This window comes from Ruegeria sp. YKSE079 (genome assembly GCF_059612845.1).
The window spans coordinates 81,226-95,115 of sequence record NZ_JBXWRJ010000019.1; the positions used below are offsets into that span (position 1 = coordinate 81,226).

The 13,890-nt window shown below is 53.3% G+C and carries 7 protein-coding genes; 6 read left to right on the top strand and 1 reads right to left on the bottom strand.

Annotation, left to right across the window (positions count from 1 at the left end; translation table 11 throughout):
* The first annotated feature begins 35 nt into the window (after window positions 1-35).
* The 6 genes from AC2FMY_RS16945 to AC2FMY_RS16970 all read left to right on the top strand — a co-directional run bounded on the left by AC2FMY_RS16945 (window position 36) and on the right by AC2FMY_RS16970 (window position 12,859).
* Entirely contained in the window at window positions 36-1,505 is a 1,470-nt protein-coding gene (locus tag AC2FMY_RS16945) for a hypothetical protein (RefSeq protein WP_496807752.1), read from the top strand.
* A 21-nt stretch (window positions 1,506-1,526) separates the two neighbouring features.
* Entirely contained in the window at window positions 1,527-4,424 is a 2,898-nt protein-coding gene (locus AC2FMY_RS16950) for a hypothetical protein (RefSeq protein WP_496807753.1), read from the top strand.
* Between the two features lie 10 nt (window positions 4,425-4,434).
* Window positions 4,435-8,250, top strand: coding sequence for a hypothetical protein (locus tag AC2FMY_RS16955; protein WP_496807754.1), 3,816 nt, complete (start codon window positions 4,435-4,437; stop codon window positions 8,248-8,250).
* A gap of 317 nt (window positions 8,251-8,567) precedes the next feature.
* Window positions 8,568-9,587: a putative 2-aminoethylphosphonate ABC transporter substrate-binding protein gene (locus AC2FMY_RS16960; RefSeq protein WP_496747831.1), complete on the top strand. Its 1,020-nt coding sequence runs from the start codon at window positions 8,568-8,570 to the stop codon at window positions 9,585-9,587.
* A 129-nt stretch (window positions 9,588-9,716) separates the two neighbouring features.
* Complete coding sequence (locus tag AC2FMY_RS16965; RefSeq protein WP_480749330.1) at window positions 9,717-10,838, top strand: putative 2-aminoethylphosphonate ABC transporter ATP-binding protein; 1,122 nt, start codon at window positions 9,717-9,719, stop codon at window positions 10,836-10,838.
* Entirely contained in the window at window positions 10,838-12,859 is a 2,022-nt protein-coding gene (locus AC2FMY_RS16970; RefSeq protein ID WP_480749331.1) for a putative 2-aminoethylphosphonate ABC transporter permease subunit, read from the top strand. The genes AC2FMY_RS16965 and AC2FMY_RS16970 overlap by 1 nt, the downstream gene beginning before the upstream one ends.
* A 21-nt stretch (window positions 12,860-12,880) precedes the next feature.
* Here the strand turns inward: AC2FMY_RS16970 and AC2FMY_RS16975 are convergent, their stop codons facing one another.
* Window positions 12,881-13,771 (bottom strand): LysR substrate-binding domain-containing protein, encoded by an 891-nt coding sequence (locus AC2FMY_RS16975; RefSeq protein ID WP_480749332.1) that lies wholly within the window; start codon window positions 13,769-13,771, stop codon window positions 12,881-12,883.
* Window positions 13,772-13,890 lie beyond the last annotated feature (119 nt).

A 13,890-nucleotide genomic window follows, 5' to 3' on the forward strand; every position in this document is an offset into this window, starting at 1 on the left:
AGGTAAACAGTCTGGTTGTACACAAAGGGGGCGACATGGGGACATATCAGGTAGGTGGATCGGATCTGAGAATGATGATCAAGGTCGCCCGCAATCAGCCTGTCGCCTTCGCATTCAACCCTGGCAAAACAGACACCGACCATTATCTTGCCATGGACCGCAAGCGCCCGGTCGAAGTTTTGCGCAAATCTGCCAAGAAGGAAGGCCCCGGACCAAAGGTTGCTTTTGGTACTGCGAAGGTTGATGGTCGGCTCATGTCCCTGACGTGCGACAAGTTGTTGCCGGGCCTTGCCAAAAAAGTCCGACGATACCTGAAATTGGAAAGCGTCAGCCTGAGTGTCCAGATTTTGGATCCCGATGGAAACATTCTGGAAAGTGAACTGGAAGACGAGACAGAGCCGGACGAAGGTCAACGACCCACCGAGCCGCCGCAGAGTGCGGACGATCCTAATCTGGCAAAATGGCAGGCGCTCAGTGCGCGTCTTGATCCGGTTGTGTTACAATTCGCGGATGGCAGAGGAGAGGCAGGCCACAAAGTTCGATCCGTATGGGAACTGGCAAAAAACAAGGCAGAAGCGGAGGACTATCCGTCGGCTTTTCAGGCGGCCAAGTCGCTTCTGGGATTGATGAAAGCCAATGAGGCGGCAGCGGTCGTCCCCCCGTCGTCGCCAGTGAAAGAAGCTTCACCGGATAAAACGAAATGGGAAAAGGTTGCAGCCAAGATTGCCCCTATGGTGGCGGAGTTGCGGGCTGACACACGGCCTGATGCAGTGAAGATTTGTGCTGTTTGGGAAAAACTCGAAACCATGGCTCAGGCAGGACGGTATGCTGAGGCTTTGGGGCCGATTCCGAAAATAGCGAAGCTGATTGAGTCGCTGCGCACCCCGCCCGCAAGCGCGGAAATAGACGAGTTAGAACAGGCCAGACAGCGCTACAGCGACATGGTAGCGGACGCCAGAGAGACTTTGCCGAAGAAACCGGAACTGCAATCCAGCCTGCTTCCCTTGTTGAAGCAGGCGCAAGCAGCACTTAGCGCCAAGCAGGCGGTCGATGCGCTTGAAGCTTTGGACAAGGCCGCGTCGGTCTTGGCCGGTATGGATCAGGAAGGCGAAAGCCCCAAACAAATAGCCGTTTCGTTGCGAGACATCTGGGATGAGGCGGCGCAGCGAACCGACAGGCAATTGGACGCCCTGTTGCGGCGTATCGGGGCAGACGGTTCGGAACAGGCCCAACGCGTGACCGGCTTGGGGCTTTCGGCATGGTCGAAAGGGGCCAAAACAAAGCTCATGGTAGCGATCCTAAACTTGGAAAGGACGCCTCCCGACGGATTGACTGATGGTATTCGGAAAGAAACGGCAAAAGCAATTCGTGCCTATGCCGATTTCTTGGAGTTCCATCCGGCCGTCGAAGCAATCGAAAACAATCCGTGGAACGAAACTGTTGAACTAAGTTCGGTTCTGGCTGGGGCTCTGAAGAAGATGGAGAAAACGGTTCTTCAGGCGTGAAAAGAGTGAAAGGTGAAGCGGATGGTCAATGGCGTCGATGACGTTGCGGACGACGGGCAGGGCGATGGCCCGGTCAACGTAGCAAAGAAGCCCTCGAAGTCTCGCGACAATCGCAAAGAGGCACCCAGCAAACGCCACAAATCCCGAAAGAACCACCCGCCCGGTGATCACAACGATCAGGCTCCGCAAAATGCACCTCCCGGTGCTGCCAAGAAAGATGCAAGTCACCCTGACTATTGCGAGAAACTGTTCTTTGCGCTTCAGGGTAAGGCGGTTTCACCGAAATTCTCTGCCGCTGTCAATCAACGGGGACAAGCCGTCGAGACCTTGCTTGGAGACGAGGATGCGTTTGACAACGCGTCTAATGACGATTTGCGAGGTCTGCTGTTCGAGACCGCCACAATTTTGCTGTCAGATATCGATGAAAGCCAGGCAAAGCCGTCCTCCCGTCTAAAGCGGCTGGGGCGCGCGTTACATATCCTGCGCCCGGGGGAAACGCTCAAGGATCAGGTCGTAAATGACATCAGTGAGCAGATTGATACGGAACTGACTGCTTGCAAGAAAGCTCAGGGCGACAATGAGAAGTTTGCCGACGAAAGGCTGGCATATGCCAAATTGGCTCGCAAGCTTATGGGCGAAGGAAACCACCAGTTGGGGTTTGAGTTTCTGGAATCTGCCCAAGCGTTGGGAGGGATCGCCAAGGCGGCCCAGAAACTTGATGATGTCAAACTCGCGCGCGAGGATACGAGGCAGCGAACGGTTGAAGACAATAAAACTTCCCAAAAGTCGGCAGAACAGGATTTATCACAGGAGTGGAAGGATACGCGCGACCGTTTGCTTGCGGCCAAAGCGCGGGTTACTTCTCTTGATCAGTTTGCGAACTCCTTGAAGCAGAACAAGGGCATGACTGATGCCCAAAAGAAAAGCTTCGATGATCTTTACCAATCGGCCTCGCTGGCTGCGTTTTCGCTGACCATGCCGGAAAAAGACGCCAAGGATCACAGTGAACTGCTTCCGACGAAGGAAAACAGAGCCGCATTGCGGGGCGTTCAAGACCGCACCGGTAAGTTGTTGGCGTTGGTGGATGAGGCGGAAAAACCACTGAAGGATTTTCTGGAAAAGGTTCACGCACAACGTATCGAGGATTTCGGCCATTTGGCCAAACACAGCAAACATGATCTGAAACACAAAGGCGGCGACTTTGATGGTGGCGGGGACGTGGCGAGCAAACGCAGGGCGCGCGGAGTTCCAAAGGAGATCTTGAACCAGATTGGCGGGCGAGTGGATGCCCTAAAATCTTTCTATGAAATTGGCGGCTTGCTTGGTGATACTTACGACGCCATGGCGGAAATCGACAACGAAGCACGGCAAGAAATCAAAAAGGTCACTGCGAACCTGAAGACGTACCAGAAGATTTCGGAAAAAGTTGGTGATTTGCGTGACACGCTGACGAAGTCGAAATTCCAATACCTTGATGACGAGCTTGACGACTTCCTTCAGAGGATCGACGATGCTGAAGGTCTGCTGTCCACCAAGCTTTCCGATTTACCTGCTCCTGGCAAGCCGGGCGCCAACAAGCTTAATGATGCACTGAATGATCTGGGTGAAATAGAAAAGGACCTCAAGGCCAAAACCAAGACTTTCGAGGCAGCAGAGGATGAGTTCAAGGCGCTTGAAAAACGGATGGACGGTCTGCGCACGGGAAAGATCAACGGGTATTCCAAGCTGTTGCATGACCTGATCAAACACTACACCGATCTGGATACAGAGAGCCCCGTCGATCCCAATACCGAAGTCTCACGACGGTTCCGCGACCGCATCCGCGGCCTCAGAGCATATGAAGGGCGTTATGCGGATGATCTGGACATGATCCGGTCCTCATTGGTGTCAGGCGATCCGGCGTCGCGAAAAGACACTGGCAAGCGACTTGACCGCCTTGAAAAGGACCTGGACAAGAAAAGTACCACGATCCGTGGTTTGTTAACCGACATCAAAGCGCACCTGAAGGCAAAAAAGAAGGACGATCCGTCAAAAGCCGAGGACGCGCTTTCTGAAAGAAGGATCAAAAGGAAAGTCAACACATTCATCGATGACTACAACGCGTCGGGTAAGGAAATCCATGATCGGAAATCCTTGAATGACGAATTCGACGACTTGATCGAGAAAATCACTACGTCCATCGATGATGGAAAAAAGACCATTGATCCGGACTACAAACCGACCTTGGGCAACTACAAAGTGATGCGGGACGTGCTGAAAAAACGCACCAAAACCATCGCAAAATCCACTGAATGGCGACACCTGATAGATGAAGCCAAGGATTTGAAAAAAACTGTCGAAGCCTTTGTGAAAACCTACAAAAAGCTCGAAGTTCCGGCTGATGCGCCGGACGGGAAAAACAAAGACGTGCTGCGTGCGGCCGCTTCGTTGAAGCAATGCATCAAGAGCATCGAGGGCTTCACACAGGACATGGCCAACTTCTTTGACAAAAGGGTCAAGAAACACCTCGACGAATTCAAGCAGCAAAGAGACTCCATCTCAAAGCGAAGGAAGGACAAGGAAAAGAAGTTTCCCGGAGATGATGAGTTGATCAAGAAGGCCCGTGAGGTTGTCAGCCTGATCGAAAAGAAGGGTAAGAACATCTCGGATTTTGCCGAGCAGATTGGCGGTGCTTTGGACAAATCGGAAATCGAAAAGCTGCGCTCCAACCTCATTGCGGCTCAAGGTGCCGCGGCCGAAGTTGCTATTCGCGAAGAGACGGTCAGAGCTTTGAAACGATACCGCACGTTTCTGGAGTCGTCTCCGCTTACGGCGACATATGTCGCCAACCCGTTTGACCAGGGCACGCCTGTCAAGGTGATGGTCGCGGCGCTGGCCAAGGCCGAAAGTGATCTGATGGAACTGGTTAAGTGGCGTTGAGGAAAATGTGATGAAAATCGAGGAATGCCATGACTGGCTGGTCAAGGTCGCAGGGAAATCAGCGCAGGATTTTTCCGGCGAAGTTCAGACATTGCAGGACAAGAAGGATTTTTTCGACACCAATTTTGACAAGAATTTCGAAAAGGCGAAAACTGCCGTTCAAAAAGCTTTGCAAGGGCTGAAACTGTCGGGAAAGGAAGGGATCAACAACACGATTCTTACGACCATCGCCGAAGGTAAGCCGGTGGACTTCGGAACGATGGACGATGAATACGACACCCAGGCTGATCGCGCCGGGGCGCTAAAACGGATTGTGATCAAGGGCGAAGGCGGGAAAAATAAAAAGATCAAGTTCAACACGGAAGAAGGCCGCAATCTGGTACTGGGGCTTGGAGAAGCGCTGAAGCCGATCATCGAAATGTCCCAAAAAATGGCGGATGAGCAACGTTCGGACGGAACCGGGCGCGTGTTTACGGACCGGGACATTGAAAAAGAGCTTTGGACCCCTCTGGTTCGGCAGGGGATCATCCCGTCCAACTTAGTTCCAGATAAGTTCTCTGAAACTGCAATCATTTTTCACAATGGCGTTGCCGCCTATCGCCAGCTTGCCGAGCGCGAAGAAGGGACGTCGATGGCATCCGACAAACTCGGTGCGGCGGCGGCTATTGCAAAAACCGCAGTGAATATTGGCAAGACCGCCACCAAGGAGGTTTTTCGGCACATGCATATCGAGGTGTCGACGCCCAGTAGAATGGATTTTGCGAAATTCATCTCAGCTCGCAATGGGGTGGATATCAGCACTGAAAACCAGGAAAAAATGACGGAGGTGGGCGCACTCATCGAAAGCGCGAAGGAGGCGGATAAGGCCGACGGCGACGGAAAGTTGACCAGCGAAGAGTTCTACGAACTCAAGAAAGATGAGCTTAACGAACTTGGCATCAAATCCCCGGATGAGGCCAAGGCGCTCATGGCCGACCATGAGAACTACCTTAAGGATGTTGCCAAACTTGAAGGCATGGCGAATGCGCTGGATCAAGACGGCGATGGCGCCGACATTCTGGAAGCCGAATCCGATGAAGTCGGCAAAACGAGCGTTGCCGAACTTGTTCACGAAGAATGGGAGCAGAACGGTGGGAATCTTTCAAAGTCCGAATGGATAGATGGCGAGATCGAGACACTGACCGAAGACAGGGATGAAATAGATGGCCAGATCGAGGATCAGATAAAACTGCTTGAAGAACAGGGGCTGTCCGAGGAAGAGATTGCCAAGGATCCCACGCTTCTTGAGTTGCAGGCCGACCGAGATGAAATCACCCAGCAGATCAATGGCTATGAAGGCGCGGCTCTGGTCAGCGAATACGGCGAATACCTCAAGAAAAACGCGATTGTGGACGCGACTTCCGCTCTCGTCACAAGTGGGCTTGAAGCGGTTGAGAAACGTCGCCAACGCGCTGCCAAAAGGGACGTACTGGTCAATTTGTCCGAGGGTCTGACGGATGCGATCAGCAAGATGGTGGTGGTAACCGATTTCAGCGAGCTCAACCCTTTTGATGGGGATGGTCCCAGCTTAGGTCTTAAAACCGGCGATGATTTGACGCTGGAATCGAAAAACCTCCAGCAACAGCACGAGGGACATTTCGGTGCGCTGGGGGCCAAGTTGTTCGCCCGTGGTGCCGTGCAACTGTCAAAGGCGATCAAACCCCCGCAAGGAGAGAACAAGAGCCGCAAGGAATACCTGCTGGATGCCATTGCTGACATGATCGATGCATCGGGCGAGGCTATCGCAGCCTCGGGTCATATTGAAGGTGGTCAGACGGATCTAGACGGAGATGGCCGCAAGGAAGGCGGCAAGAAAATCTTTGATGACGATGGCGACCTACGAGATGACTATGCCGCTTTAGGGGCGATCTTCAAATCTTCGGCAGTTGCGACCCGCAATATCGACAAGATGGTGGACGCGGCCAAGCGAGGTGACATGAAGGCATTGGTCGCCGAGATATCCCTGACCGTCTCGGCTGCTCCGTTCGGGTATTACATTGGCGACATCGGCGACAAGACCAGGCCTGAAATGGAGCTTTCGGAATTCGAGAAGCGCTGGGAAAACGGTGCCGAGAACGGACAATGGGTGGCTCCGGATGAAGAAGTTCGCGGCGCGGGTGGCCAGACCGATATGGGGATGAACAGCGACCGGGCCACAATCAACGATCAGCGTGGCGTGATAGAGGATATTCAGGATCTGGTGGAAGGCATTGATGATCTGTCCGCCAAGCATGCGCATAGAAAGGAGTTGGAAGAGAAACTCGCCCAAGCGCGCCAAACCGCGCGGAGTCTGAACAAAGACAAAGATCCGGATTTCTTGAAGTGGCTTAGCGTCGATGACAGGGGAAAGATCGACAAGGACCAATTGGAAAAAGCTCTGAAGAAGCTGGACCAGATGCTCAAGGATGCGCTTGAGACTGCGCGGCAGAACGCCAAGAAGACCGACAACGAGATCATTGATCGCCTCAGCCCGGTGGTCGACAAGGACAGCTTGAAGGCGTCAGTCACGAAACTCGACGCCCTGCTGGACAACGCCGACGACAACAACCCGCCCGATCCGAAGAAAGTGCAGCGGGAATTCAAGAAAATCCGCGACGAGATGCTGAAGGATTCCAGGATGCTTGCCAGCATTCAGGCGGAACAGCGTGAATCAGACATCGAGATCGAGTTGCTGAAGGAAAAAGCAGACCTGTCGCGTTTGGATTCAGTGCCGGAACAAGATCGCCCGAAGGAGAGAGAGAAGGCGATTCAGGCCATTGGCGAGTTGACACAAAAACTCAGGCAGGCCGAGATGTATCTCAAGATTGCTGACCAATCGACCAAAGGCGTATTTGGAATTGCTTTGGCTGCTGCGCCTGGTGGCGGATTGATGGTCAAAGTTCGCAATCTGATTGCCGATATCTGCAAGGCGTCCAAACGGACGCAGGATCTGAGGTTGTGGCTTAGCCAGGTCGAGAAGATGAGCGGAAACTATTCGGTCTACGAATATGCGTCGCAGGGTGAGGTCGACAAATTGGGCGCAGCGACGGGGTATGACTGGACCAAAGTCGCAGGCGATGTTGCCGGTGTTGTGTCAGAGACTGCCAAGTTGGTTGACCAGTCTCAGATCACGACTGCTTCAGCGGCAACTGTGGAAAAATCCATTCATGCCCTGAACAATGCCTGGTTCATGATCCATAAAAGAAAGGTGGTTCACGACGGGTGGCATGCGTTCAAGAAAGCTGAAAAAGACCCGAAAAATCGAAGGGCGGCGCGACAGGCAATCCGATCCAATACGACCCTGGGCAAGTGCGTGCTGGCTTACGGCGCCTGCATCGACGGCGACCCTCAGGCCCGAAGCGCGATGCAAGCCTGCGGGCTGACGCCTGAGGTTCTGCAAAACGACGATGACGTGTGTCAGTCCGCGATTGACTATCTGCGTGCTCGAATCATGGATTCTGAATTCGAGATTATTGGAGATCACTCCACCTCCGCCAACTGGATGACGTGCGAGGCGGAGCCTAAGTTAAAAAACTGGTACATTATCAAAGCCGCCGCTCGTGGACTTGACCCGGCGCTCAGCGACAAATCCTGCAAGACGGATTACATCGAAAGCAAGTTGGTGAAGTATGAACAGGCCATCAATGACGGTGAGGATCAAACCAAGATCGAACCATTGGCGCAGGCACTGCATCAGTCGATGTTGGCTTATTCTCCGATGGACAAGGAAAACAATCTTCACGTCAAGATGCAGATAGCGGTCAAGGAAATCGCGGCAAAGCTGGAACCGAACCTGCCGAAAGCTTGAGCCGTCAGCACTCAACCGAGCCTTGCCCGGCCGATTTTCGCGCCCGAAAAAAACACATGCCCGGAAGGTTTGCTTTTGTTCAATGTCGTTACCCACCTGGCTTCATCCAAGCGTCACAAATTTTTGCGAGGTATCATTTCCATGCTGAGGCCGTAAAAGGAATTCCTATTTCATAGGTTGAGCTTATGACATGGTAGGTATTATCGATTTTTCCTAGAGAGAAAACTCGGGAAACTGTGGATAGCTCTAAAGATTAGCCGGCCTCGAAGAAGGCACAAAAAAACGGTTCAAAAACAGCCCAACGGAGGAGAGAATTAATGAAGCTGAAATCACATGCTTTTGCCGCATTGGCGGCTGGTCTGGTGACCGCAACTGCTGCGGTGGCAGAGACGGAATTGACTGTTTATACGGCAGTCGAGGCAGAAGATCTTGCCAGATATGCTGAGGAGTTCAACAAGGTTCACCCAGACATAAAAGTCAATTGGGTGCGGGACTCGACCGGAATAATTACCGCGAAGCTTCTCGCCGAACGGGACAATCCCCAAGCCGATGTGATCTGGGGACTGGCTGCTACCTCTTTGTTGTTGCTGAAATCCGAGGGGATGCTGGAGTCCTATTCCCCGGTTGGCGTCGAAAACCTGGATCCAAAATTCGTTGATGGTGACAATCCTCCGGCGTGGGTAGGTATGGACGCGTGGGTCGCTTCTGTTTGCTACAACACGGTTGAAGCCGAGAAGGCAGGCCTTACACCACCGGCTTCGTGGAAGGATCTGACGGACCCGCAATACAAAGGCCACGTGATCATGCCGAACCCGAATTCATCGGGTACAGGATTCCTTGACGTCTCGAGTTGGTTGCAGATGTTTGGGGAAGAAGGCGGATGGGAATATATGGACGCGCTGCACGAAAACATCGCGCGCTACACGCATTCGGGTTCGAAACCGTGCAAGCTTGCTGCCGCTGGTGAGGTGCCGATCGGGATTTCCTTTGCCTTCCGTGGCGCCAAGTCCAAGGCTGACGGCGCACCGTTGGAAATCATAGTGCCTTCTGAAGGTGTCGGTTGGGACATGGAAGCAACTGCAATCGTAGCAGGAACCGACGATTTGGAAGCCGCACAAAAACTTGTCGATTTCACTGTCACAAAAGAAGCCAACGTCATGTACAACACCGGCTATGCCGTGGTTGCCTATCCAGGCATTGCAAAGCCGGTCGAGTTCTTCCCGGAAGGTCTGCTGGATGCGATGATCGACAACGATTTCGAGTTTGCCGCGAACAACAGAGCCGAAATTCTGAAAGAATGGCAAGCCCGCTATGACGGTAAGTCCGAGCCGAAATAAGGCGCTTACAAGGAGGGGCGATGCCGCCCCTCCACTCAGCTACATCCGCCAAAACGTGATAATGATGACCGGTGCCACCCGCTGTTCGGGGACTGCGGCACTCGGTTCAATGCTGTAAGGACCAAATTCGTGCCCAAAGACCAATCTTCCGCCCCGTCAGGACAGGTGTATCTAAGCATCCGGAATTTGTGGAAAGCCTTCGGTGAGTTTTTGGCGCTCAAGGATATTTCGCTGGAAATCTTCGAAGGTGAATTCATCTGTTTTCTTGGACCATCGGGTTGCGGAAAAACCACGCTGTTGCGGGCAATCGCCGGGTTGGACTTGCAGACAAAAGGGACTGTTGAGCAGGCAGGGAAAGACATATCCCAACTGCCGCCGTCCGAACGGGACTTCGGCATTGTTTTCCAGTCCTATGCGCTGTTTCCAAACCTGACGATCGAAAAGAACATCGCATTTGGTTTGGAGAACACGGGGCGCAGCAAGCCCGAGATCGTTAGCAGGGTCGAAGAGTTGTTGTCGCTTGTCGGACTGCCGGATCAGGGCAAGAAATACCCTGCGCAGCTTTCAGGCGGCCAGCAGCAGCGCATTGCTCTGGCGCGGGCCATCGCGACCAACCCTGGTCTTTTGCTGCTGGACGAGCCCTTGTCTGCGTTGGATGCGAAAGTGAGAGTTCATTTGCGGCATGAAATCAAGGAGCTGCAAAGAAAGCTTGGCGTAACCACAGTGATGGTGACGCACGATCAGGAAGAGGCTCTGGCCATGGCGGATCGCATCGTCGTCATGAATCATGGCGTGATCGAGCAGGTTGGTTCGCCCACCGAAGTATATCGCGAGCCAGCTAACTTGTTCGTGGCCGATTTCATCGGTGAAATGAATCAGATCAACTCGTCGGTCAGCGACGGTGGTCGTCTGAGTATCGGCGAAAAGACGTTTGCTTGTGTCGAACACAGCTTTCCGGATGGAGCACCGGTAATTGCCGCGATCCGCCCCGAAGACATCATTCCACACGAGGCCGGATATATGGAGACCGGGGCCAATAGGAATTGCATCGACGTGGTGCTGGCCGAGATGGAATTTTTGGGGTCTTTCTGGCGCTGCCGGGTCCACAATCAACGGTTCGGGGGCGCCGAGTTGATTGCCGATTTTTCGATCAACGCCGTGCGCCGCCTCGAACTGGGCGAGGGGAAAGCGATGGTGATCGAACTCCCGGAAAGCCGGTTGATGGCCTTTGATACTTCGGAGGTTGATTGATGGCCCTATCCTCCCCTGATACGCAATCCCTGCCGCCAGGTCCGAATGTCAAAGGAAAGCTGAGCAGGGACGACATCATCATGCGCGCCAGCATGATGGTCATCGCACTTTACCTTGTCGTGACTCTGGCCTTTCCGCTCTATGCGATGCTGTCCAAGTCCTTTTCAACTTATCGGGTCGAGTTGTCCCAATACGAGTTCCAGGTCAGTGACGAAAGCGGTGTTTTTGATGGAACGATATTGAATGCGGCTGACCTGAATACGCAGCTTGACGTTTACAGCGACACCGATCTGGTCACCGGGTCAGATGGGCGTGTGGGCGTGACAGAGTTTTTTCCCGATTTCAGTTTCCGCAGTCCGGTCATGTACCAAGTGCGCAATACTACGGATACGGGACGGTTCCTTGTCGGTTCGACACTCAAGGAAGGCACGGACTGGATCACGCTGGATTCCAATACATTCCGGAGGGTCCAACTTCGTCCGGTGAAATCGACGGGGGTCGGCAACTTCGTCAACTATTTCTCGACACCCGCCCTGTTCAATTCGATCAAGAATTCCTTGTGGATCTCTGTCGTCAGTACCGTCGTAACCGTGTCGCTTGCCTTTTGGTTTGCCTATGCTCTGAACCGAAGCTGCATGCGCTTCAAAGGTGTATTCCGGCTGATTGCGATGGCGCCGATCCTTGTCCCGTCACTTCTGCCTGGGATTGCCTTGGTATATCTCTTCGGCAACCAGGGAATGATCAAGGAGGTATTGTTTGGGGCTAGTATCTATGGGCCCATTGGCATCGTTATCGGATCGGTGTTTTTCACTTTTCCACATGCCTTTCTTATCATCTCCACCGCACTCGCCATCTCTGATGCGCGCCTCTACGAAGCCGCGGTCAGCTTGCGGGCGACCCCGTGGCGCACTTTTTGGACCGTAACCATTCCCGGTGCGCGATATGGTCTGATCTCGGCGACGTTCGTGGTCTTCAACCTGGTGATCACCGATTTCGGCCTGCCCAAGGTGATTGGGGGACAGTTCAACGTTCTGGCGGTCGACATCTATAAACAGGTGATCGGCCAACAAAACTTTGAAATGGGGGCCGTGGTGTCGGTTGTACTTGTCATTCCGGCAATTCTGGCCTTTGCAATCGATCGAATGGTGCAATCAAAACAGGTGGCGCTACTCTCGGCCAGATCCGTGCCGTATCAGCCGTCTCCGAGTCCCGGAATGGATCGTCTGATGTTGGGCTATTGTTGCCTGATCGGGCTGTTCATCATCGGGCTATTGGCGGTTTGTCAATTCGCGGCCCTGATCAAGTTCTGGCCTTACGACCTCAGCCTCAGCGTTAAAAACTATCAGTTCAACAGGATGGATGGCGGCGGCTGGGCCTCGTATTTCAATTCGATCAGAATGGCGCTGCTGACAGCTTTCTTTGGCACCGTGATCGTGTTTTTTGGCGCCTATCTGGTTGAAAAATCCAACGGGTTCAGAACGGGTCGATCCCTGTTTCAGATGTTCGCCATGCTGCCGATGGCGATCCCCGGTATGGTTCTGGGTCTGTCCTATATCTTCTTCTTCAACAATCCTTCAAACCCCTTGAACACAATTTACGGGACAATGGCGATTTTGGTCATCTGCTCGGTGACACACTTTTATACTGTTTCGCATCTTACGGCTGTTACCGCGTTGAAACAGATGGATCGGGAGTTCGAATCCGTTTCCGCATCTTTGAAACAGCCGACAATGAAGCTTTTTGCACGGGTGACTGTTCCCGTTTGCTTGCCGGCTGTGTTGGATATTTCGATCTACCTCTTCGTCAACGCGATGACGACGGTGTCTGCAGTCGTGTTCCTGTATTCTCCGAAAACGTCACTTGCTTCGATTGCGGTGCTCAATATGGATGACGCAGGAGACATCGCCCCGGCAGCGGCGATGGGTATGATGATATTCTACACCAACGCGGCGGCGCGCATCATTCACCAGATGGCGTCCAGGGGCATATTGCGGCGAACGCAGGCCTGGCGCAGCCGATAGATGTGACCGCCTTCGACAGTTTCAGTATTGGGCAGAGGCGTTCGTTTCCCTGATGACTTCGTGCGCAACAGCCATAAATGCCCGGATTATTTTCACATCCTGCCGTTGTTTGAGGCACACGAGTGTCTCGCTCATCTCGATATCCGCTCCTACCAGGCGCAACGGCCGGACACGTTCGTCATTGCCAAACTCCGCAAGGGATACAAATCCGATACCTGCGCCTGAGGCGACGACTTCGCGAACTGCCTCCCGCCCCTCGGCCACGATTGATGGGTGCAGCGACACACCTTGTGCTGCGGCGGTCTCTTCCAACTTCTGCCGCGTTTTGGAACCCTGCTCGCGATAGATCAGGGGAAACTCGGCAAGTTCCTTGATCGTCAGCGTGGTTTTCTCATCTGGCAAAAGATCGCAGGCGGCAAACGCGACGATCTCGGTTGTCGAAAGATTGAGGATTTCGACATCACGCCCAGGGGAAGGATTGCCGATGACTCCGATTTCCGCGTCGTAACTGCGCAGTTCATCCAGTATCTCTTCCGAGTTTCCAACCCGAAGCGAGATCGTGATATCCGGGTACCGCTTCTGGAACCGGCGCAGGATGGCAGTGACGTGGTGCGCTGAATCCGCGATGATGCGCAATTCACCGGTCACTGCCTGACTGGATTCCGACAGGAAATCCTCGATTTCCTGTTCGATCTCGAAGAACTGCTTGGTCAGGCGATACAGTTTCTCTCCGGCCTCGGTCAGCCAGACCTTCTTTTTCTCCCGGTGAAACAGCAGAACGTCGTGGTGCTGCTCCAGTTTTCTCACTTGTTCCGACACTGCCGGTTGGGTCAGTAGCATCGCTTCCGCAGCCCTGGAGAAACTCTTCAGGACTGCGACGTTGTGGAATGCTTTGAGTTGGCTGTATCCCATGGGTTTGATTTTGTTTGGATGTATAGGTTTGTTTTATTGTTTGATCGTTTTTATCAATTTTTCACAATGGTTTTGTTGGGGCAATAGTTTCTGCGATGTTTCTTTTGGAGACCGCGTCA

Coding starts and splice junctions, on each gene's coding strand:
- AC2FMY_RS16960 (WP_496747831.1), top strand. CDS start 8,568: ATGAAGCTGAAATCACATGCTTTTGCCGCATTGGCGGCTGGTCTGGTG.
- AC2FMY_RS16950 (WP_496807753.1), top strand. CDS start 1,527: ATGGTCAATGGCGTCGATGACGTTGCGGACGACGGGCAGGGCGATGGC.
- AC2FMY_RS16945 (WP_496807752.1), top strand. CDS start 36: ATGGGGACATATCAGGTAGGTGGATCGGATCTGAGAATGATGATCAAG.
- AC2FMY_RS16955 (WP_496807754.1), top strand. CDS start 4,435: ATGAAAATCGAGGAATGCCATGACTGGCTGGTCAAGGTCGCAGGGAAA.
- AC2FMY_RS16975 (WP_480749332.1), bottom strand. CDS start 13,771: ATGGGATACAGCCAACTCAAAGCATTCCACAACGTCGCAGTCCTGAAG.
- AC2FMY_RS16970 (WP_480749331.1), top strand. CDS start 10,838: ATGGCCCTATCCTCCCCTGATACGCAATCCCTGCCGCCAGGTCCGAAT.